The organism is Chamaesiphon sp. OTE_8_metabat_110 (genome assembly GCF_031382685.1).
In the GTDB taxonomy this organism is placed as follows: domain Bacteria; phylum Cyanobacteriota; class Cyanobacteriia; order Cyanobacteriales; family Chamaesiphonaceae; genus Chamaesiphon.
Genome location: NZ_JANMZA010000484.1, coordinates 1 through 18,977 on the forward strand (window position 1 = coordinate 1; position 18,977 = coordinate 18,977).

Annotated in this window: 25 protein-coding genes; 9 read left to right on the forward strand and 16 right to left on the reverse strand. The window is 46.4% G+C overall.

Annotated elements, in window-relative coordinates; translation table 11 throughout:
• The 3 genes from RMO52_RS17755 to RMO52_RS17765 all read left to right on the forward strand — a co-directional run.
• Positions 1–495: ATP-binding protein (locus tag RMO52_RS17755; protein ID WP_310416850.1), on the forward strand; the 495-nt coding region annotated here is incomplete at its 5' end.
• Between the two features lie 10 nt (positions 496–505).
• Entirely contained in the window at positions 506–733 is a 228-nt protein-coding gene (locus RMO52_RS17760; protein ID WP_310416852.1) for a type II toxin-antitoxin system ParD family antitoxin, read from the forward strand.
• Between the two features lie 7 nt (positions 734–740).
• Positions 741–1,298 (forward strand): hypothetical protein, encoded by a 558-nt coding sequence (locus tag RMO52_RS17765; RefSeq protein WP_310416855.1) that lies wholly within the window; start codon positions 741–743, stop codon positions 1,296–1,298.
• A gap of 128 nt (positions 1,299–1,426) precedes the next feature.
• Here RMO52_RS17765 and RMO52_RS17770 read toward each other — a convergent pair whose 3' ends face one another.
• From RMO52_RS17770 to RMO52_RS17800, 7 genes are all read right to left on the reverse strand, one after another.
• The gene (locus RMO52_RS17770; RefSeq protein ID WP_310416908.1) at positions 1,427–1,705 is read right to left on the reverse strand and encodes a PIN domain-containing protein; all 279 of its coding nucleotides are present in this window, start codon (positions 1,703–1,705) and stop codon (positions 1,427–1,429) included.
• A 137-nt stretch (positions 1,706–1,842) separates the two neighbouring features.
• On the reverse strand, positions 1,843–2,064 hold the full coding sequence (locus tag RMO52_RS17775; RefSeq protein ID WP_310416858.1) for a hypothetical protein: 222 nt from the start codon (positions 2,062–2,064) through the stop codon (positions 1,843–1,845).
• A gap of 50 nt (positions 2,065–2,114) precedes the next feature.
• The gene (locus RMO52_RS17780; protein ID WP_310416861.1) at positions 2,115–2,552 is read right to left on the reverse strand and encodes a ferredoxin; all 438 of its coding nucleotides are present in this window, start codon (positions 2,550–2,552) and stop codon (positions 2,115–2,117) included.
• A gap of 3 nt (positions 2,553–2,555) precedes the next feature.
• Positions 2,556–2,945 carry a DUF1257 domain-containing protein gene (locus RMO52_RS17785; RefSeq protein WP_309742279.1) on the reverse strand — a complete coding sequence of 130 codons (390 nt, stop codon included), beginning with the start codon at positions 2,943–2,945 and terminating at the stop codon, positions 2,556–2,558.
• Positions 2,946–2,999: 54 nt separating this feature from the next.
• On the reverse strand, positions 3,000–3,206 hold the full coding sequence (locus tag RMO52_RS17790) for a DUF2997 domain-containing protein (protein ID WP_310416865.1): 207 nt from the start codon (positions 3,204–3,206) through the stop codon (positions 3,000–3,002).
• A 234-nt stretch (positions 3,207–3,440) separates the two neighbouring features.
• Complete coding sequence (locus RMO52_RS17795; RefSeq protein WP_310416868.1) at positions 3,441–4,577, reverse strand: 5-(carboxyamino)imidazole ribonucleotide synthase; 1,137 nt, start codon at positions 4,575–4,577, stop codon at positions 3,441–3,443.
• Positions 4,578–4,697: 120 nt separating this feature from the next.
• Positions 4,698–5,252: a pentapeptide repeat-containing protein gene (locus RMO52_RS17800; RefSeq protein WP_309742276.1), complete on the reverse strand. Its 555-nt coding sequence runs from the start codon at positions 5,250–5,252 to the stop codon at positions 4,698–4,700.
• A 163-nt stretch (positions 5,253–5,415) separates the two neighbouring features.
• Here RMO52_RS17800 and RMO52_RS17805 point away from each other — a divergent pair, with 163 nt between their 5' ends.
• The gene (locus RMO52_RS17805; RefSeq protein WP_309742274.1) at positions 5,416–5,769 is read left to right on the forward strand and encodes a phage holin family protein; all 354 of its coding nucleotides are present in this window, start codon (positions 5,416–5,418) and stop codon (positions 5,767–5,769) included.
• 75 nt (positions 5,770–5,844) lie between these two features.
• Here RMO52_RS17805 and RMO52_RS17810 read toward each other — a convergent pair whose 3' ends face one another.
• The gene (locus RMO52_RS17810) at positions 5,845–6,615 is read right to left on the reverse strand and encodes a DUF4184 family protein (RefSeq protein ID WP_310416873.1); all 771 of its coding nucleotides are present in this window, start codon (positions 6,613–6,615) and stop codon (positions 5,845–5,847) included.
• Between the two features lie 233 nt (positions 6,616–6,848).
• A complete protein-coding gene (locus RMO52_RS17815) occupies positions 6,849–8,540 on the reverse strand; it encodes an HD domain-containing phosphohydrolase (protein ID WP_310416877.1) in 1,692 nt (563 codons plus the stop codon).
• A gap of 144 nt (positions 8,541–8,684) precedes the next feature.
• Between RMO52_RS17815 and RMO52_RS17820 the strand changes: the two genes are divergently transcribed.
• Positions 8,685–10,316 (forward strand): mucoidy inhibitor MuiA family protein, encoded by a 1,632-nt coding sequence (locus RMO52_RS17820; protein ID WP_310416880.1) that lies wholly within the window; start codon positions 8,685–8,687, stop codon positions 10,314–10,316.
• Positions 10,317–10,388: 72 nt separating this feature from the next.
• On the opposite strand, the gene RMO52_RS17825 is transcribed toward RMO52_RS17820, so the two are convergent.
• On the reverse strand, positions 10,389–11,315 hold the full coding sequence (locus tag RMO52_RS17825) for an AraC family transcriptional regulator (protein WP_310416883.1): 927 nt from the start codon (positions 11,313–11,315) through the stop codon (positions 10,389–10,391).
• A 261-nt stretch (positions 11,316–11,576) separates the two neighbouring features.
• Between RMO52_RS17825 and RMO52_RS17830 the strand changes: the two genes are divergently transcribed.
• From RMO52_RS17830 to RMO52_RS17840, 3 genes are read left to right on the forward strand one after another with little or no spacing between them, the layout of a single operon-like run.
• Positions 11,577–12,539, forward strand: a complete 963-nt coding sequence (locus RMO52_RS17830) for an alpha/beta hydrolase (RefSeq protein ID WP_396135044.1) — start codon at positions 11,577–11,579, stop codon at positions 12,537–12,539.
• A 19-nt stretch (positions 12,540–12,558) separates the two neighbouring features.
• The gene (locus RMO52_RS17835) at positions 12,559–13,029 is read left to right on the forward strand and encodes a cyclophilin-like fold protein (protein ID WP_310416889.1); all 471 of its coding nucleotides are present in this window, start codon (positions 12,559–12,561) and stop codon (positions 13,027–13,029) included.
• A gap of 19 nt (positions 13,030–13,048) precedes the next feature.
• Positions 13,049–13,561 (forward strand): cupin domain-containing protein, encoded by a 513-nt coding sequence (locus RMO52_RS17840; RefSeq protein WP_310416892.1) that lies wholly within the window; start codon positions 13,049–13,051, stop codon positions 13,559–13,561.
• Positions 13,562–14,144: 583 nt separating this feature from the next.
• Here RMO52_RS17840 and RMO52_RS17845 read toward each other — a convergent pair.
• Positions 14,145–15,260, reverse strand: a complete 1,116-nt coding sequence (locus RMO52_RS17845; RefSeq protein ID WP_310416897.1) for a SpoIID/LytB domain-containing protein — start codon at positions 15,258–15,260, stop codon at positions 14,145–14,147.
• Positions 15,261–15,617: 357 nt separating this feature from the next.
• Here RMO52_RS17845 and RMO52_RS17850 point away from each other — a divergent pair, with 357 nt between their 5' ends.
• Positions 15,618–16,754 carry a DegT/DnrJ/EryC1/StrS family aminotransferase gene (locus tag RMO52_RS17850; protein WP_309742952.1) on the forward strand — a complete coding sequence of 379 codons (1,137 nt, stop codon included), beginning with the start codon at positions 15,618–15,620 and terminating at the stop codon, positions 16,752–16,754.
• 6 nt (positions 16,755–16,760) lie between these two features.
• Here RMO52_RS17850 and RMO52_RS17855 read toward each other — a convergent pair whose 3' ends face one another.
• The 5 genes from RMO52_RS17855 to RMO52_RS17875 form a co-directional block, all read right to left on the reverse strand.
• Entirely contained in the window at positions 16,761–17,228 is a 468-nt protein-coding gene (locus RMO52_RS17855; RefSeq protein ID WP_309742950.1) for a hypothetical protein, read from the reverse strand.
• Positions 17,225–17,461, reverse strand: a complete 237-nt coding sequence (locus RMO52_RS17860) for a hypothetical protein (protein WP_310416901.1) — start codon at positions 17,459–17,461, stop codon at positions 17,225–17,227. The genes RMO52_RS17855 and RMO52_RS17860 overlap by 4 nt, the downstream gene beginning before the upstream one ends.
• 239 nt (positions 17,462–17,700) lie before the next feature.
• Positions 17,701–18,042: a type II toxin-antitoxin system PemK/MazF family toxin gene (locus tag RMO52_RS17865; RefSeq protein WP_309742779.1), complete on the reverse strand. Its 342-nt coding sequence runs from the start codon at positions 18,040–18,042 to the stop codon at positions 17,701–17,703.
• A 95-nt stretch (positions 18,043–18,137) separates the two neighbouring features.
• A complete protein-coding gene (locus RMO52_RS17870) occupies positions 18,138–18,299 on the reverse strand; it encodes a hypothetical protein (protein ID WP_309742777.1) in 162 nt (53 codons plus the stop codon).
• 11 nt (positions 18,300–18,310) lie between these two features.
• A partial coding sequence (locus RMO52_RS17875) for a biopolymer transporter ExbD (RefSeq protein WP_310416904.1) occupies positions 18,311–18,977 on the reverse strand: 667 nt, incomplete at its 5' end.

An 18,977-nucleotide genomic window follows, 5' to 3' on the forward strand; every position in this document is an offset into this window, starting at 1 on the left:
AATAAAGCCGAACAATATCTCCAAAGTAAACAGGAATCCGATCGACCTTATCCGCTTATTATCACGATCGAGGAAGCCCATCGTTTCTTAGATCCGGCTATTGCTAAGAGTACCATCTTTGGCACGATCGCGCGGGAAATGCGGAAGTTTTTCGTAACATTATTAATTGTCGATCAACGTCCATCGGGGATTGATAATGAAATTATGTCCCAAATCGGTACACGGATTACGGCGTTAATTAACGATGAAAAAGATATCGATGCGATCTTTACAGGTGTATCCGGCGCACAGGGATTGAAGTCGGTGTTGGCGAAGTTAGATTCTAAACAACAAGCGTTAGTATTAGGACATGCCGTACCGATGCCTGTGGTGGTTCGCACTCGTCCTTATGACCAGAAGTTTTACGAAGAAATCGGCGATCCTGATTGGGGTGAGAAGTCGGATGAGGAGATTCTAGTAGCGGCGAAAGCAGCACAGATGGACTTAGGATTTTAAGGTTGCCAAAATGGTTGAAATTACATTATCTATCCCTGAAGACCTACAAGCTTTTCCTGAACGTCAAACCATAAAAAATGGATTTGGTTCTACAGATGATTATTTATGCGCTCTTCTAAACGTTGAAAGAGCAAAAGAACGCATTGAAGGAATGTTAATTGAAGGACTTGAAAGCGGCAAACCTATAGAAGCCAACGATGATTGGTGGGATCGAAAACGCGATACTCTTATCAAATAATTAGCCAATGTCAGATAAACTATCGATTGAGAATTCCTTTGAGGTTGAATTTGCAAGAAGTTTATTTTCACTTGAATGTCTTGTTTCCGAAGATCGCTTCTTTTGTACGGAAGAAGAATTTATACTGGCGATTGTTGCCTGTTGGGATCTAGTTCGAGAATACAGTGCGTCTTCAGATGATGTTTTAAGTATTCAGTTGATTTCAACTCTACATCAAACATTAGCATTTAAGATCGGTGCCCCAAATCCTGGTAAATTTGTCGATGATGGAGGAGTAGATGGAAGTTGGTCTAATTTTACCGAAGAACTTAATGTAAAGGAAATAATTAAGGAATTTGGAGCTTGTGAGAATTGCTATGTCATTGCTCAATTATTTTGGGGTGGACATTTACCAAATTTACAACTTACTATTAGTTGGTTGTGTATTAATACTCTTGGATTAAGATATGGCTACAGCCCTCCATTTTATCCGCCCCAGAATATACATGAAGAACTTATCGAATGTCTAGAATGTGCTGGCCCTGACTGTTGGGATGCAGAAAGCCTTCGCGCTTTAATAGGATAAGCGAGTAGTAAATTCAAAAAATATCAACATTAATTTCCTAATGTTAATATATCAGATGATATGTCAAAAAGTATTGCATCTTCATCGCCGATCGATCCCAATATCATATTGAATCACAAGCCCCAGATTCATTTAAAAGGATTAAAAACCACAATATCTATTCCTGCAAAATCCTTTTCATTACGAGTAACTAAAGTGTAGTTATAATGTTTTGCAGTTGCCGCGATTAAAGAATCGAAAGCAGGTAATTTACGTCCTTCTTTTTCCAGTTTTCCTACCAGTTCTCCCCAGATTAACATCACTGAGATATCTACTTCCAGAATCCGACCGGAAAATCGAGCGAACAAATCATTCTCAAACCAGTTTTCGATAGTTTCTCTCCGATGCGATTGCGGAAGCTTTTCAATTCATTTCTTGACTTCACCAATAGTGACTACACTCAAATATAGTCTTTGTGAATCCGTTGTTTTTAGCCAGTTGAGTACCTGTCGATTTGGTTGTTTAACAATGGCTTCTGAAATCACATTAGTATCTAAAATGTAATTCATAGATTGACTTCACGCTCATTCACATCTACTTGGCGTGTAAGATCTATGTCTACTCCAACTAGAGGGGAACTTTGGAAAAAGTCAGCTAGGTTATTTTCCTCAATTTTCGCAGGTTGACTTTCTATTTGCTTTGTCAAAGAATCAATTAACTCTACTTTTTCTGCTCTAGTTAAATTCTCGGCTTCTTTTAAAAGCATTTGAACGGCTGCGTTACTCATTATGTTTGCCAAATTGTAGTAATTATACTATTCGCATCGAATCTAAAATCCTATTTTCCCTGATTCAGTTTGCGACGGCGCATCTTTGCGGCGACGGTGGCTCTGTCTACCGGGAAGCCAGCCATCGGGATTTCTTGATATTGACGTTCTGTTTCTAATTTCTTTAACTCGGTATAATCTACCCATTGGATACAATTAACCGGACAAGTATCGATCGCTTCTTGGATCGTATCTTCGAGATCGCCATCTTGGCGCACTACCCTCGCTCTCCCGTGTTCTGGCTCGATAAAAAATGTATTCCGGGCGGTATGGGCGCAGTGGAGACAACCGATACATGTCATCTCGTCTACATATACGCCCTTTTGTCGCCATACCCCACCAAGTTCTGGCTCGAACCCCGATCGATCTTCGGCATCGCGCAAGAAGCCGCCTAGCTCTGGCGCGAATCCTGACTGGTTCTCATCTGGCGGTGGGGTAAAAGCAGCCATTATTTAGGCACTCCAGCGTTGGACGACTAGTTTAATCGAGCCGTCGTTTTGGTTGCGTTCTTCGGCGACTTGGAAACCTTGCTTGGTGGCTTCGGTCAATACTGTATGATAAGCATAACGCTGGGTGACTTGGCTCAAAAAGCGATCGACCGACCAGTTTTGCTGCCAGAATTGCAAGTCAGCAACTAGTTCGTATTCGTTATTGCCGTTGCTGCTGAAGCCGATATCGTAGCCATTTTCCTGCTCGATGATGACGGCGGCGGTACGGGTATCGCCTTGATAGCCGCGTACTGGCTGCGAGCCAGTTTTCCACTCGATGCCTAGATCTGTCAGTGCTGCGGTGAGCGATTCTACATTGCGAATCTTGGTTTTGATATTGCTAAAGTGCGACATATAGGTGTGGGTGGTAATGGGTGAATAATTAGTAATTAATAGCTAGCTGTGGAGTTACCAAGTAGCTTGAGTCGTCGCAGCAGCAGTTAGTTCGAGGTTTTGGGCAAAATATTCCGCAGTTTGCGATTGGCTGACGACATCACCTAGTTCGGATTCGATCGCGGCGGTTACAACGGTGCAAGACTGACCCACTACACCAGTGACTTTTTCATGCACTCGTCCATCTGGGTAGATGATAAACTCTAGCGTCTCCATGCTCATAGGTGATGTAATTGCTCCAATATTTCGATCGTTAAGTTTGATTATATTTAATCTGAGTGAAATAGTTTAGACTCGATCGGTAGATGAAATCTGACGATTGATGTATCGATCTCGATCGATCGTTGGTAAAAGTTATTATTTGGTAAAGTTATTCTTGCATTATAAGTAAGTTTCTGTTTGCTGAGGCGGTACATCAAGTTTCGTAAACTTTAGATCTGCGCACGACCAGATTACTTATGGATACCAGATTGTCTCTACTTGTCGTGCTAGAGATTGAGCCTGCGACAGGTAGTCTTGATGCTCATCGTCCCTGCCGACGACAATCGTCACATGGCCGAGTTTGCGTCCGATTCTCGACTCCTTGGCATACCAGTGGACGTGGGCATTGGGGATGGCTGCTAGCTGCTGGCGTTTGTCTGGGTAATCGCTGTGAGTGTCTTCATAGCCCAATAAATTGACCATTACTGCACCGCCACAGGTGAGTGCGGTACTACCCAATGGTAAACCAGCAACCGCCCGAATCAGTTGACTAAACTGAGATGTAGCACAGGCTTCGATCGTCAGATGTCCAGAATTGTGCGTGCGGGGGGCAATTTCGTTGACAGATACTTTGCCATCAGCGGTGAGAAATAACTCGATTCCAAATACACCAACTGCGCCTAGACTGGTTAGTAATTTGGAGGCGATCGAGTTACAAGTTGCGACAACCTCGGTGGGTAAATCATCCAGAGTGAATACCCGCCGACACACTTGGTCTTCCTGTTGAGTTTCCAGGATGGGATAGGCAATTACTTCACCATTGACACCTCTGGCGGCAATGACGGCTAACTCGCGATCGAATTTGACGAATTCCTCGATTAGAAATGGCGTGTCCGGGTAGCGATGGTAGAGGGCTGCTAGGACAGACGCATCTTTGACGATAAATGTCCCCTGTCCGTCATAACCATTGCGTCTGGCTTTGATGACGACGGGAAATTCAAACCCTGGGGGTAATTCGGGCTGTTCTAGTACGGCAAATTGTGGCACTGGTAGCCCTAAATCTCGCAGGTAGCAACGTTGAGTATACTTATCTAAGAGTGGAGCTAGGGCAGTTAGGGGCGGCAGAAAACTGACATTTTGGGCGATAGCGAGTTTGCCCAACCCTTCTAAATCGACGAACTCATTTTCAAAGGTAATCGCGTCGCATTTAGTTGCCAAAATTGCTGTGGCGGCGACATCATCTACATCTGCGAGGACTATTTCTGTCGCTAAGCTGACAGCGACATCCGTATCGTGGGGAGTTTGAATGACTAATTCTATTCCCAATTCTTGGGCGGCACTAGCCATCATCCACGCTAGTTGTCCGCCGCCAATTACACCAATTCGTTTCATTTCAATTCTCTAGATCGATCCTGTTCGTTGCTATGTGTGGTGAGCTGCGTAGATCTTACCCACCCCGTCCTTCGGACACCCCTCCAGGGAGGGGATTTTAACCCAAGTTAGAACTGTAGCTTATTTACAGGCGAGAGAGTCGCGGGTGGCGATTCCGGTTTTGGAATTGGTACCAGTGGCAATTTTGCAGAGTTCTTTTTGTTGGAGCTTGCCTAAAATTGCATCGGAAAAATCTGCGCCAGCAATGTTGACATTTGTAAATGTGGATCGTAGCATCATCGCCTCAGTGAATACAGCATCACTCAAATCGGCACCGACAAACCGGACTTGATCTAGTAAGCCTTGAGAGAGATTTGCACCGTGGAGATTGGTGCGGTTGAGGGTTGACGAGCTGATGACTACGCCCGTGAGGTCTGCGCCGGAAAAATTGGTATCATCGAGTTTGGCGGTGGTGAATACTGCCGTTTTGAGATCTTTGCCTGAGAAATCTTGACCGTTTAGTTCGGCGTTGTCGTAAGAGAGTGATGGTTTGTATTGAGAGGTGCCTCCCGCTGCAATCGCATGACCGGGAAATAAGGTTAGGATCGAAGCAAGGATTAAGGCGATAATAGTAGGCATATTTTCAGGCAAACAATTGTGTGGCGATTTGGCAAAGCCGACGCTATGCGAACGCAAGGTAGGGAGGATCGAATCTGGGCAAGTGATATCGAGCTAGATTTTTACAATCCTTAACATGGACAGTTTATCGCAAAAATAGAGCCGACGATCGAACAAATCGCGTTGGCATGGCGTCGGAATCCTATCTCCCATCCTCCATCTCCCAGCTCCCATCTCTAGTATGTTCAAATTACTGATTAACTGGGTTCTCAATGCGATCGCGTTTTTGATTACCCAACGGATTATCGACTATATTTTGCCAGGACAGTTTCGGCTGCGAGATTTTGTAACGGCGCTGATAGCCGCTTTAGTATTAGGGTTGATTAATAGTACGGTGAGTCCGATTCTCAAATTCCTCACTTTTCCCTTGACGATTATTACATTGGGGATATCTTCACTGGCAATTAATGTGCTGTGTTTGATGTTTGTTTCGTGGTATGTGCCGGGATTTTTTATTGGGGGGATCGTTCCAGCGATCGCCGGATCGTTTGTGCTATCGATCGTGTCCACATTACTAAATTGGTTTGTCAAGTAAAAGTTCGATTTTAACTAATTAAACAAGCGATAATATTGGCGATCGAATCCCCGATTTATTCGTTAAATAAGTTAGTTAAATCGTTGTCGAACCCGGTTTAAACTTCTCGCAGATCCAAAAGCCGATCGAATATAAGCACAATCCCACAAAGGTGCCAGAAATACACCCGATTAAAGCTCTGACAAAGACTTCAAGTGCTGTTTCACCAACTACATGGTTGGCCTCGATCGCGACGATCGCTAACCCAAATGCTGGTAAGACGATCGCGATCGCAGCTATACCGCGCCAGTTGGGTGTTAATGTTTCAATTTGGTGACGATATTCAGTGCGATCGAGCCATTTTAACAACCAGATAACGATGGCAATCAATCCGATTGCCGTGCTGCCCAAGTGAAATAGTTGATACATTGATGCTTCGCTAAAATGAGCCTGAATTCGCTGAGAATGGTTGACAACCGACTTGGTACGATGAATGAAAAAATCCCAGATTAGATGGCTGCTAGCTCCGATGATTATCGATCCGATGACATTGAGCAGGTATAGAGATTTAAGCGAAAAATAGCTAGTTGGCGATGGCAAATGTCGAGCTAATCGTGGTGGAAGTAATGCTAAACAAGGGCGCATTAAAATATAACGACTAATTAGCAACAGCGCGATCGAATAAGGGATACCTTGAAGGAGGATGCCAGTAAAAGTATGTCCGATTGTTTTAACTGGCTGTAATGATAGGAAGTATTCAATATCGGGAATCATCGAGCCGATAATCAGGCTGGGTAGATCGAGCTTACGCTTTGAACCAAGCCAAATGGGGGCGGCGGCGATGGGATGGGCAAAGGTAAAGGGCATATTTATTCCGCTCGTTTGATTGGTAATATAGCAAGCTATATTTTGTTGTCGTCTAGATGTCGATGGCAATCTAATATCGCAATCCGAGCCGAGTCGTGAGATGTACCGGATCTAGATTATCCCTGGTGCGTTACCCTCCGGGATAACACACCCTACAGTGTTCTTGCACATTAAATAGAATTACTAAAATTTATTGATAAATTAGTCCCAAAGTGAGTCAAATAATATCTATTTTAAATAGAATTTATAACTGAGTAGACTTGACGCTGTTCAAATAACTCTAAGAGATGAAGATTGAGTTTACCAGCAGCAGCTTCTTGACGTAAAATTGATAAGGATCGATCGAGTGATAAACGCGGTTTGTATGGTCGATCGCTGGCAGTGAGGGCATCATAAATATCGGCGATCGTCATAATTTGTGACTGGATCGGAATTGCGGCGGTGGTTAGTCCTCGGGGATAGCCACTACCATCTAGTTTTTCATGATGGGAACCCGCAATTTTCGGGACATCTTGAAGATGTTTCGTCCAGGGAATCTGGCACAGAAAATCATAAGTATGGCTGACATGTGATTCGACGATCGCGCGTTCGGTAGCGGTGAGCGTACCTCTAGGAATCAGGAGTTGTTCGATTTCGGCGGGAGTTAGTAAGGGTTGAAACTTGCCATCGAGATCGCGGTAGGTATATTGAGCGAGTTGGTGAAGATCGGTGACGATCGTCTCTAATTGCTGGGCAAATTCTGATGTATTGACAACATCGGGTTGGTTGAGTTTATTTACTAACTCCCAATAAGATTGTAAGCGATCGAGCTTGGTATTTAATTCGAGATCGAGCTGGCTGACATAGCCGCAATGGAGACAATTATCGCCCGGTTGATGCCGAACGGCGATGGGTGGATTTAATAAATAGTTGAATTTTTGTTCGGCGCACTCCAATTTCCAAGTCTGTCGGAGCAAATTGAAGCGGTGAGTGAGTTCGGTAAGTTGATGGGGATAGAGTTTTTTACTTTTTTGAACGATCTCTTCAGGAATGCTAATCTTACCGAAGTCATGTAGTAAGGCGGCGTAGCGGATTTCTTGGAGCTGACGAGCGCTAAATCGGAGCGGTGCGAGGATCCCGGTGGTGACATCATTGACTTCCTCGCTCAGGCGCAGGCTCAGTTTGGCAACGCGCTCGGAATGTCCGGCGGTAGTCGGATCGCGGCTTTCGATGATTTGGACTGAGGCGGTGATGAAGCCCGCGAATAGTTCCTCGATACTATCTAATAGGTGATTGCGCTCGATCGAAATTGCAGCTTGGGAAGCCAGGGAGCGGACGATTTGGCGTTCCCAGTCAGAATAGGGTTGGGTAATTGAGAGGGCATTAGTGGGGGTAATCCGGAGATCGGCTTTGAGTTTGCGATCGATCAATTGGAGGACGCCAATCGTCTCGCCATCGCGATTTTGCATCGGTAATACCAGCACGGAGACGGTACGGTAGGCGAACTCTAGATCGAAGTGTCGATCGAATTTGTAAGGGACATCATCTGTCAGTGCGTAAGCGTCGGGAATATTCAGACTTTCGCTCGTAGTTGCGACATAGCCAGCCAGACTCTCTAGATTCAGCGGGATACTCGCTAACTCAAAAGACAGATGCGGGAGGGAATCATTTTGAGCCGCTTTAAAAATCAGCTTCGGTTCGCCGTGGCTGCGATCGATCAGATACACGCTACCTGCGTCGCTACAGGTAATTTCACGACTTTTAGCTAAAATGAGATCGAGTAATTCTGTTAAATTGAGACAATCGGAAAGTGCCGTCCCAATTGCGAGTAATTGGGCGATCGTCTGGCGTTCGGCGGCGATACTAGTAAGTGAATCTGGCAATGCTACCACTCGATCGGTAGAATTACCTGCGACATGAAGATATTCGGATGGGGAATCGCTCATCGATTTTTTCCAAAAGACAATTAACGCCCGAATCGACAATGGATCGTCTCTAGACGATTACGGTAGATGCGTAGATCGTTGTGGAACAGAAAATAGCTAATGCTTAAATATATCAATCCCAAAATCAGCCACTAAATTACTATTATGCCAATCTCGATCGAGACTCAAATTACGGCAGTGACTGTTTATACCGATCGCGCTCTAGTCGTGCGTCAGGGACAAATTCAGCTTGATGGTACCGAACGTCAACTGAAAATTAGTAACTTACCGACGACTCTCGATCCAGCATCCGTGCGCGTAAGTGGCAAAGGGAGCGTTGCTGTCAAATTGCAGGGCGTTACCACCGATCGCCAATATACCACCGAACCAGTAGCCGATCGGATCGCCCAATTGACAGCCCAACTCGATCGATTAGGAGCCGAGAAACGCCGCCTCCAAGCCCAAATCGACACTACCAAGCTGCAAGCCAACTTTATCCAAGGCTTGCGCGAAAAAACTCAAGAGTCCTTCGCCCGCAGTCTCGCTCGCCAGCAAATCGGGCTAGCAGACGCCCAAAACTTCCTCGACTTCATCGGTACCAAAACTACCGAATACGCCTTTGCAGGGGAAGATTTGCGCCAGCAGCAGCAACAAATCGACAAGCAACTTCAGAGTCTGCGGCTGCAACTCGAAGAAGTCGAGACGCCCTATAGTCAAGAAAGTTTTGAGATAACTATCGCGATTTCCATTTTGGAAGGCTACGCCAACGAACCTAGTGGCGCGGGTAACTTTCAAGTAGAGTTGAGCTATGTCGTCGCTCGCGCTCACTGGACACCACTATACGATCTGCGCGTGCAAAGTACTAATAAAAATATTCAGCTCGACTATCTCGCCGAGATCTGTCAAACCACTGGTGAAGATTGGGCGGATGTGAGTCTGACACTTTCTACCGCCAAGCCAGGATTGGGCACTCTTCCGCCGAAATTAGATCCTTGGTATATCGATCTCTCCGTACCGATGATGCTCCGCCAAAGAGGCGTATCCGCCGGAACCGCACGCGTGATGGAAGCAGCACCAGCGGCACCAATGTCTGTAGGAGCTAGTTTCGATCGATCTGAAGTAGCGGAAGAACCGAACGAATATCTCGCCGAAACGGTAGTTGCCGATATGTCCCAACAAGGTAGTATCGTGACATTTCAACTCGGTGGCGGTGGAAATATTCCCAGCGATGGCAATCCCCATAAAGCGACTATTTTCAGCGATAATTTTCCGTGCCAATTGGCGTATGTGGCGATGCCGAGATTGGTAAGTTTTGCTTATCTCCAAGCCACAGCCAAAAATCGTAGCGACGGGGCGACATTATTGCTAGGGAAAGCCAATATTTTTCGCGATGAGGTGTTTGTCGGTACCAGTAACTTAGAAAATACCGCACCGGGGCAAGAAATCAAACTCAATCTAGGCATCGATGAAGGAATTAAGATCGATCGAGAATTGAGCGAACGTCAAGTCGATAAAACCTTTCTCGCTGGCAATCGCCGCATCACTTATGCGTATCGGATCAAACTAACTAATCTACTCGATCGCGTCAACCACATTCAAATTAACGACCAAATTCCACACAGCCGTACCGAGCAAATCAAAATCAAATTGCTCAAAATCTCCCCGCAAATTCAACCTGGCGAATTGGGGCGATTGGTATGGGAACTAGATTTACCCGCCAATGGCAAGATGGAAATCAACTACCAATTCTCGATCGAACATCCCGAAGGTGTGCAGGTACAGGGGCTGGATGTTTGAATAAGGAGTTCGGGTCTTTCATCTCTACCGAAAATAATTGCTCTCCTTTGCGCCAATAAACCTATCAAATTCTTATTGCCCTAAATTGCTGCGTAGCTTGGCGATGTCACGAAGCGGAGGAATGCCGAATAGTTTTTTATATTCCCGGCTGAAATATGACGGGTCTTCATAACCGACGCGGAAACCAGCACTGGCAACATCCATATTTTCGCCGAGCATAAGACGACGCGCCTCCTGAAGCCGTATTTGTTTTTGGAATTGTAAGGGACTCATCGCCGTGACGGACTTGAAATGATTGTGAAAGCCAGACACGCTCATACCTAATTCGCGGGCTGTATCATTAATTTTTAACGGTCGATCGATGTTCTCGCGGAGTTGCTTAACCACTCTTGAAATGCGTTGGGTGTCGCCTTCGGCAATAACTAGATGGCTCAATCGCTCCCCTTGTCTGCCCTTTAAGAGTCGATAAATAATTTCGCGGATAATAGACGGTGCGAATAATTTCATCTCGTCCGGCGTGTCAAGAAGTTTCACCAATTTGACGACCGCATCAAGCAAATCGGCATCCACCGGGCTGACATCCATCGCTTTGATTTTTGCACTGCTTTTTTTTGTTTCTATATTCGATTCAATCATCACCGAAGCAACCAGTTCCGGATCGAGGTCTATGCGAAGATTCAAGTAAGGTTTTTCACGAGAGGCTTCAACGACATTACTCATAATCGGTAAGTCGAGAGTCGAGATAAGGTAATGCCCGGAATCATAGTGAAATAATTCATCATTTAAGAGAACATCCTTACTGCCTTGTGCAATTACGCAAAAAGCGGGTTTTAAGACGGATATATCGCTCTCGGTCGGTTTCGACGACTGGTAAATAAAAATGCCCGGAAACGCTTCCATAAGGCTGTTTTCGGGAGCGATGCGAGTCATTCTTTCGATCAACTCTTCACGGTCGATCTGCATCCTTTTCTTTTTTAATTCCAACTCTTTTTTGTTCATAAATTTATCTTAAACGCTTCTTTTCTTGTCAGCACGTTAAACGGGGGATTTTTAGAGAATTGTCCGGTTTTTTTCGTGAAACGTCCTCACGCTACCCGATTTCTTCCCGTTAGAATTAAACCATCCGAAAAACGGTACAAACGATGCCGATGTAAATAAGGAACAATAAAAATGAAACAGATATTAATTTTAGCAGTGATGGCTTTGATGATAGGCGGACAGGCTTGCGCGCAAACGTCAAAAGTTGAAAATACAAATAATATGAAACCGACAGGACAAGCCGACAATTACACCTTTCAGCTTAGCGGTAAGGTGACGAGGGAAAAAGTCTCTTTCAAAACTCGTTATGGAATTACTATCGCCGCCGATTTATACCTGCCTAAAAATCGCGGCAGTCAAACGCTGGCGGCTATCGCCGTGGGCGGTCCGTTCGGTGCGGTCAAAGAACAATCTTCCGGGCTGTATGCACAGATTATGGCGGAGCGCGGCTTTGCGACGCTGGCGTTCGACCCGTCCTACACCGGCGAAAGCGGCGGCGAGACGCGCAATGTCGCCTCGCCCGACATCAATACCGAAGATTTCAGCGCAGCGGTGGATTTCCTCGGTCTGCATCCTTCCGTTAACCGGGAGCGGATCGGCATCATCGGCATCTGCGGCTGGGGCGGGATGGCGTTGAACGCTGTCGCCGTGGACAAGCGCGTCAAAGCTGTCGCCACCAGCACTATGTATGATATGAGCCGCGTGATGTCCAAGGGCTACAACGACAGTGTGACTCTCGCACAGCGCACGCAGAGCCTAGAGCAACTAAGCAAGCAGCGTTGGCAGGACGCAAGAAACAGGAAGCCCGCCTATGGCGCGGTATCCAATGAGTTGAAAGGCGGCGAAGCGCAATTCCTGGTGGACTATCACGACTACTACCGCACGCCGCGCGGCTTTCACTCCAGGGCGGTCAACTCAAACGGTTCGTGGACGCTGACAACCCCGTTGTCGTTTATGAATATGCCGCTACTGAGCTACATCAAAGAGATTTCGCCGCGTCCAATACTGCTGATCGCCGGTGAAAAGGCACACTCACGCTACTTTAGCGAAGACGCTTACAAAGCGGCAGCCGAGCCGAAAGAGTTGATGATTATCCCGAATGCCAGTCACGTTGATTTGTATGACCGGGTAAATATTATTCCGTTTGATAAGTTGGAAACCTTTTTCAAAACGAACTTAAAGTAATATGAAATCCCTAATTCTAATGATGTTTTCAGTATTATTTTCTTTCGGCGGTGTTGCCAGTTGCGATAGAGATCATTCGGCAATGGTCTCTAACACCAACAACTATAACGAGGAAATCAACAATAGAAACAAGACAAAGGGCAGCAGGATGAAGATTAAAATCGGTAAGCAAACCTTTAACGCCACACTTTTTGACAATGAGACGGCAAACGCTTTCAAAGCGATGCTGCCATTAACGCTGAAGATGGATGACTCGAACGGCAACGAGAAGAAATATGATTTCTCAAACAATTTGCCGTCTGACTCTTCCAATCCCAAAATAATCAGCAACGGCGATCTGATGCTTTGGGGAAGCAATACTTTGGTGCTTTTCTACAAAGCATTTCCGACGCAATACAGTTATACAAAACTCGGACGAGTTGACGACCCTTCAAGACTCGAAGCCGCCGTTGGAAAGGGAGACGTTACAGTGACATTTGAATCGGAGTAATCACCGGGAGCATAAAATTATGAAAAGAATAACAATCGGATTGATGCTTTGCGCGGCACTTTTTTCCGCCGCGTGCAGTAATCAGCAAACAGCCAATCCAGAGCAAACAAAAATGGAAAAGGCGGAAGACAAAACTGAACACACGATTTTTCCAAAGGGCGAAAAAGCCTCGGCGAAAACTTTTACGGGAACGGTTTATGTGCAGATTCTAGCTCCAAAAAACGAAACCAATAATTTTTCAATCGCCAGCGTGACCTTCGAGCAGGGCGCACGGGCAAACTGGCATAACCATCCGGCGGGACAAACTATACTCGTAACTGAAGGCAAAGGGCTTTATCAGGAAAAAGGCAAACCTATCAAAACGATTAACAAAGGCGATGTAATTCTTTGCAATCCCGACATTGAACACTGGCACGGCGCATCACCCGAAAGCAGAATGACGCATGTTGTCATTACCAATTACAAAGGCGACAGTCAGGTAAATTGGTTAAAGCCGGTGACGGACGAAGAATATCAAGCTAACGCGAAATAATCATAATGCCATTCATAGATAAGAACCGAAGAATTATTGAAGAAACCGTCCGTTTGAGATACAACGACGGTTTCTTTTTAAGTAATTCCAACAATACTCCAAGCCAGTTTTGCTTTATTTATGGAGTCACCAAATGGCAAAATGGTACCAGAACATAGTGCAATCGAATCACTGTAACAATCGAGCGTCAGCGAGAATTTCTGTTCTCACAGGGGTTGGCATTAGAGTTAGTTTCGTTGGAAATTTAGTACTTATATTCTAGTGCAAGATGTGAGTAATAGGTAATGGTAATAGGTAGCTTTTGATAACTCTCAACTAAAATCTAGAATGGAGTGAATGCCGCGCCACGCTAGCACACAGATCGAACCATACGCAGGAGAGTTTGAGCGGCGGCGATTCGCGCTCCTCGGGTTCCCCGAGGGTTTAGCGCGATCGAGACAGCGTTCCGCCTTTCAACGGGGGATCTGGGGGTTCCGACCCTCAGAACCGGGTTCTGCCTCCGCTAGGAAAAACGAAACTCACTAATATCTAACATTTGCCGCTTCGTAGTAACAATTACCCATTACCCATTACCCATTACCCACTAATCCCCCACCCTCCCCAACTCCACCCCCTGATAATAATGAGCGAGAATGCTCGGATACTTCTGCCCCTGCTCCGCTAGATAATATGCACCCCACTGACTCATCCCTAGCCCATGCCCATAGCCGCGTCCGGTGAAGAGAAATCCGGTAGGCGTAGGAGAGATAGTAAACCGCAGACTGCGGAGTTTGAGAGCCGTTCTGAACTGACTACCGGGGAGAATTTTGGTAGTATTGCCACTAATGTTGAGACTCACAACACTACCGTAGGGCGTAGTGCGATCGGGTGCGATCGATCGAAGCTGCTGGACTTTGAGACTTTGACTGAGCTGTGCGGTAGTAAATGTCTGCGTCCACTCGTATCCAGGCGACCCCAGATCGTAATCTGGGACACCTCGCAAATATGGTAGTCGAGCCGACCAAATATCTTCAACGTTCTCTGTGTGCCCCCCAGAAGACGAGTGAAAAGCGGCGAGGATCGGTTTGCCCTGATAAGTCATAATTTGACCGAGGGTAGCATTGACGGCGGCTTGAGTGGGTTCTGACTCACCCGACAGACCAGGATAAACTTGACTGGCTTGGGTGCTATCGAGATCGAAAGCTTTGTTACTGGTGGATTGGCTGCGATAGAGAGCGTAAGTGCGGGCGGCGACGGCTTGAGCTTTGAGTGCTTCGGCAGGAAAAGTCGGACTCATTTCTGCCCCTAAAACACTGGATAGATATTGCTCCAGATCGACATGATTGATGGCTAGCAGTCGATTTTTGGTCGCGATGACTCGCACGGTACCACGGTACCAGCGATCTGAAATCCAGATATAGCCACCCTGCTGGGGCTTAACCCAGAGTTGCGTCACCTGGTTATTACCAACGACGACCCGATCCTTACTGACTGTGGCAACTAATCCTTGTTGCGGTTGCAGTGCGCCCAATTGACGATCGCGCTCATCGGTAATAATTGCAGGTGTCGAAGCGGCGAGATCGAGCGATATTTTTGAGGCAATCGCTACGCGTAATTGATGGCATTGTGCTGGCGCGATCGTCAGCAACCATAGCAGCAAAGAAAACCAGCCAGTCTGTCTACTCAAGTGAATCATGCGATCGGGATGGATATTTGTCATGCGGGGAAAATCATCATACTATGGAACGTCTGGCGTTTGAATCGCGTCATCAAAGCGAAGATCCGATCGTGCCGCGATCGGAAATTAAGTCGATCGTCATCGATGTGGTGGACTATTCCGCTACAATTGATTGAAAATCGATCGCGTTGGCGTCGCCTCTGTCTTAACTGAAACACATGGGTCGGAAACCTCCGCGTGATTTCAGTCGCTCCCCTGGAGAATCGCCAAACATCAGGGGTTTAATTCTTTGCTGCTAGGCGAAAAGTTGTCCGGCTACTATTTAGATCCAGACTTAGTTCCCCATCAGGGCACTCCCCGAACACCTTACCCCTCATCCCTAACCCCTAATTTAACGTTGTGAGTAACATCCCCCCTCTTGACCTCAAACGGCAGTATCAAGCGATCGGTGCTGATGTCAGTGCAGCGGTATTAGAAGTTTTAGCTAGTGGTGCTTATATTGGCGGCCCGAATGTCCTGAGCTTCGAGCAGCAATTTGCCAGCTATATCGGCACCACTGACTGCGTTGGCTGCAATTCTGGCACGGATGCGCTGTATCTAGCCTTGAGAGCGATGAAAATCGGTGCGGGGGATGAAGTGATTACCACGCCCTTTACATTTATTGCGACGGCAGAGACAATCAGTGCCGTGGGCGCGACGCCCGTGTTTGTCGATATCGACATTGCTACTTTTAATCTCGATCTCAGCCAACTTGCCGCCGCCATTACGCCGCGCACTAGGGCAATTATGCCCGTGCATTTGTTCGGCAATCCGCTGGATATGACAGAGTTAATGTCGATCGCCACAGCGCATAATCTGATTGTGATTGAAGACTGCGCTCAAGCTACAGGCGCAAAATGGCATGGCAAACCCGTCGGGAGTATCGGACACTTCGGCTGTTTTAGCTTCTTCCCTACCAAAAATCTCGGCGCTTGTGGCGATGGTGGGGCTGTGACGCTCAACGATCCGACTCTCGCTGCCGATCTGCGGATGTTCCGCGAACACGGTAGCCGTCAGCGATATTATCACGAAGCGATCGGTGTCAATAGTCGGCTCGATGCTCTGCAAGCGGCGATTCTCCAGGTCAAACTTCCCCATCTCGATCGCTGGAACCAGCACCGAGCCGCCGTTGCTACTCGCTACCACCAGTTACTTGCCAATGTGCCCAATATTGTCGTTCCCCAACCTACCCCCGGGGGCGAATCAGCCTGGAATCAATACACGATTAGGGTTGTAGCACCATCAGGAATCGAGCCAGCCGCCTATCGCGATCGAGTCCGTGCTAGTCTTCAGGAAGCCGGGGTGATTTCGATGATTTATTACCCACTACCATTACATCTCCAGGCAGTCTATCAAGATCTCGCTCTGCCAGTGGGTAGTTTCCCCGTCACCGAGCTAGTCAGCCATCAGGTACTCTCGCTCCCGATGTTCCCCGAACTCACGCCTGACGAGCAGCAGCGGGTGGTATATGCCCTTAAAGATGCGCTCGATCGTTAGTCTCTATTAAAATCTAATATCTTGCCAAAGCATGGCTTCACTGAATGGCTCCAGATGCTTGACGTTAGTAGTTGCAATAACTATTCTCCGCCCTGAATATTCATCACTCAATAACGACCATTGAGCCAAAATTATCATATCTGCGTCGATATTCTCTCGATCGGCTGTTGGTAAACCCCTACGCTTAGAATCAGCCCAAACCTTTGCTGCTTTCTGCATCACATTAGTTGTCAGGGGTAAAAAATCAATCGACTCTCGCCACCGATCTAGCCTCGTTAAGCTAATCTGGTTCAATTTTTGATTTTCTAATAACAGTAAACTTCGCCGAATTTCATAATCGCAAATATCTGAACTGACAATATAAATACCCTTCGCTAGTAAACCAAATAGCCAATTTTGACAGGCAGTTACTTCTGTTCTCTCATTGGGCGAAGCAATTAAGCCGAGTATCCCACTATCTAAAAAAACAATCATTTATCACTATACAACTTAGCGCCTGAAGGACGTTGACTGTCGATCGTTTGCTTGAGATCGGCTAAGTAGGACTTACGTTCTGCTAATTCAGTAACTAATATTTCTTCAGATAACCAACTGCCTAATAACTCGATCGCGTCTCTATTTTTCTCGATTTGTTCTTCAGGTGTTTCTCCATAATGATGGAGGAATGGTTTCAATGAGACAGCTTGACTCTGATGCTGAGATAACATGAGTGGTGCCCATAAATGTATACTTAAGCATTGTAACAAGAAAAGTAGTGGCTCGACACGACTAAAAATGTGGGTAAAGCGATCGTCAAACATATTACTAGTTGTATTTTTCAGCGTTCTGAATGCCCACATTTTTAGTCGTGTCGTCCCAGTAGGGTGGGCATTGCCCACCATTCAAGCTTTCACGGAGTAAGCTTTTCAGGTCTGTTCTCTTCCGAACGAATTTAACTCGATCTCATTTAGCGAAGCTTGAGAACGATAGTCAATGCCTTCTCGATCGACACTAGATTTTCATCACTAATATTCCCAATTTTCCTAACCAATCTACTTTCAGCAACCGATCTAATTTGAAACGTGTCAGCCGCAGATGATTTTATCGATCCATTCTCGTGAGTTGGTTCGATTCCGACCATCCACGGTCTAATACTGAATGCTTCTTTCCAATCAGTAATAGGTACGATAACTTTCAATGGTAATACCCCAATTGCATCATCATTAACGATCGCACAAGGTCTCGTCTTTCTAATTTCACTATCGACTGTTGGTGCTAAATTCACTAACCAGATTTCACCTCTGAGCATTTACTTTCCTCAAGTTATAGCTGTTTTAACTATTCCAAAAAATCTTCGCCATCAAGACTAGTAAAAATAGTTAACTCTGGGTCGTTGACGTAATCTTATAATGCTAAGTTAGCCGCTATTTTTAATTGCTGTTCTAATTGACGCTCACTCATCACCTGTTTTTGAGTCTCAATCGAATTGAGCGCAATAGTCGCGATCGTCAATCGTTCATCGATCGAAAGTGTCGGTAATGCTTTAATGATTTCTGTAGTTTCCATTTTTAACCAGTTTAAGGCGATTTAGTTGGAGTTGCTGTAGGCGATTTGCTGGGGGTTGGAGTTGTGGGAGTTGTGGCGGGAGTTTGGCTGGGGGTAGTTGGTGTGGCTTGCGTTGGCGGCGTAATTCCTGTCGGTGGTGTCACAACATTAGGAGTGGCTTGCGTTGGTGGCGTAATTCCTGTCGGTGGTGTCGCAACACTAGGTGGTGTGGTAGTCGGGTTGACACCTTGAGCGGGATTGTAAGGAGTTGCGCCGCCTGGAGAGGGGGTGTAGGGGTAGTATCCAGGTGGCGGCAGGATTGGGGGTGTCGGCGCGGTGGTATTGGCGGGTAAAGTTGCTAACGCGACGCGATCTCCAGCAACGCCACGGAGCGCATCGAGGACTTCGACAACTTTATTGTAAGTGACCTGTTTGGACGCGTACAGGACGATCGAGCTATTGGGACGGGCTTGACGGTATTGTTTGACAGCTTCGATCAATTGTCCGGGTGCCATCGGTTGCTGTTCGAGAAATAATTGCCCCGCATCACTGAGACTGACCATTAGTAATTCTCGCGCCGCTGGCGTACCGCTGCTAGCTTTGGGAATATCGACGCTAATTGCCTGCTGTCTGGCTACCTGTAGCCCCGCTAATAGGAAAAATGTCAAAATGCAAAAGATGACATCAATCAGCGGTACC

Bases quoted from the DNA above. Each gene is read 5' to 3' on its own strand.
- RMO52_RS17785 (WP_309742279.1), bottom strand. From the start codon at position 2,945: ATGTCGCACTTTAGCAATATCAAAACCAAGATTCGCAATGTAGAATCG.
- RMO52_RS17825 (WP_310416883.1), bottom strand. From the start codon at position 11,315: ATGAACAAAAAAGAGTTGGAATTAAAAAAGAAAAGGATGCAGATCGAC.
- RMO52_RS17820 (WP_310416880.1), top strand. From the start codon at position 8,685: ATGCCAATCTCGATCGAGACTCAAATTACGGCAGTGACTGTTTATACC.
- RMO52_RS17815 (WP_310416877.1), bottom strand. From the start codon at position 8,540: ATGAGCGATTCCCCATCCGAATATCTTCATGTCGCAGGTAATTCTACC.
- RMO52_RS17835 (WP_310416889.1), top strand. From the start codon at position 12,559: ATGATGTTTTCAGTATTATTTTCTTTCGGCGGTGTTGCCAGTTGCGAT.
- RMO52_RS17870 (WP_309742777.1), bottom strand. From the start codon at position 18,299: ATGGAAACTACAGAAATCATTAAAGCATTACCGACACTTTCGATCGAT.
- RMO52_RS17790 (WP_310416865.1), bottom strand. From the start codon at position 3,206: ATGAGCATGGAGACGCTAGAGTTTATCATCTACCCAGATGGACGAGTG.
- RMO52_RS17780 (WP_310416861.1), bottom strand. From the start codon at position 2,552: ATGGCTGCTTTTACCCCACCGCCAGATGAGAACCAGTCAGGATTCGCG.
- RMO52_RS17795 (WP_310416868.1), bottom strand. From the start codon at position 4,577: ATGAAACGAATTGGTGTAATTGGCGGCGGACAACTAGCGTGGATGATG.
- RMO52_RS17860 (WP_310416901.1), bottom strand. From the start codon at position 17,461: ATGTTATCTCAGCATCAGAGTCAAGCTGTCTCATTGAAACCATTCCTC.
- RMO52_RS17830 (WP_396135044.1), top strand. From the start codon at position 11,577: ATGAAACCGACAGGACAAGCCGACAATTACACCTTTCAGCTTAGCGGT.
- RMO52_RS17775 (WP_310416858.1), bottom strand. From the start codon at position 2,064: ATGAGTAACGCAGCCGTTCAAATGCTTTTAAAAGAAGCCGAGAATTTA.
- RMO52_RS17760 (WP_310416852.1), top strand. From the start codon at position 506: ATGGTTGAAATTACATTATCTATCCCTGAAGACCTACAAGCTTTTCCT.
- RMO52_RS17810 (WP_310416873.1), bottom strand. From the start codon at position 6,615: ATGCCCTTTACCTTTGCCCATCCCATCGCCGCCGCCCCCATTTGGCTT.
- RMO52_RS17865 (WP_309742779.1), bottom strand. From the start codon at position 18,042: ATGCTCAGAGGTGAAATCTGGTTAGTGAATTTAGCACCAACAGTCGAT.
- RMO52_RS17855 (WP_309742950.1), bottom strand. From the start codon at position 17,228: ATGATTGTTTTTTTAGATAGTGGGATACTCGGCTTAATTGCTTCGCCC.
- RMO52_RS17765 (WP_310416855.1), top strand. From the start codon at position 741: ATGTCAGATAAACTATCGATTGAGAATTCCTTTGAGGTTGAATTTGCA.
- RMO52_RS17845 (WP_310416897.1), bottom strand. From the start codon at position 15,260: ATGACAAATATCCATCCCGATCGCATGATTCACTTGAGTAGACAGACT.
- RMO52_RS17840 (WP_310416892.1), top strand. From the start codon at position 13,049: ATGAAAAGAATAACAATCGGATTGATGCTTTGCGCGGCACTTTTTTCC.
- RMO52_RS17805 (WP_309742274.1), top strand. From the start codon at position 5,416: ATGTTCAAATTACTGATTAACTGGGTTCTCAATGCGATCGCGTTTTTG.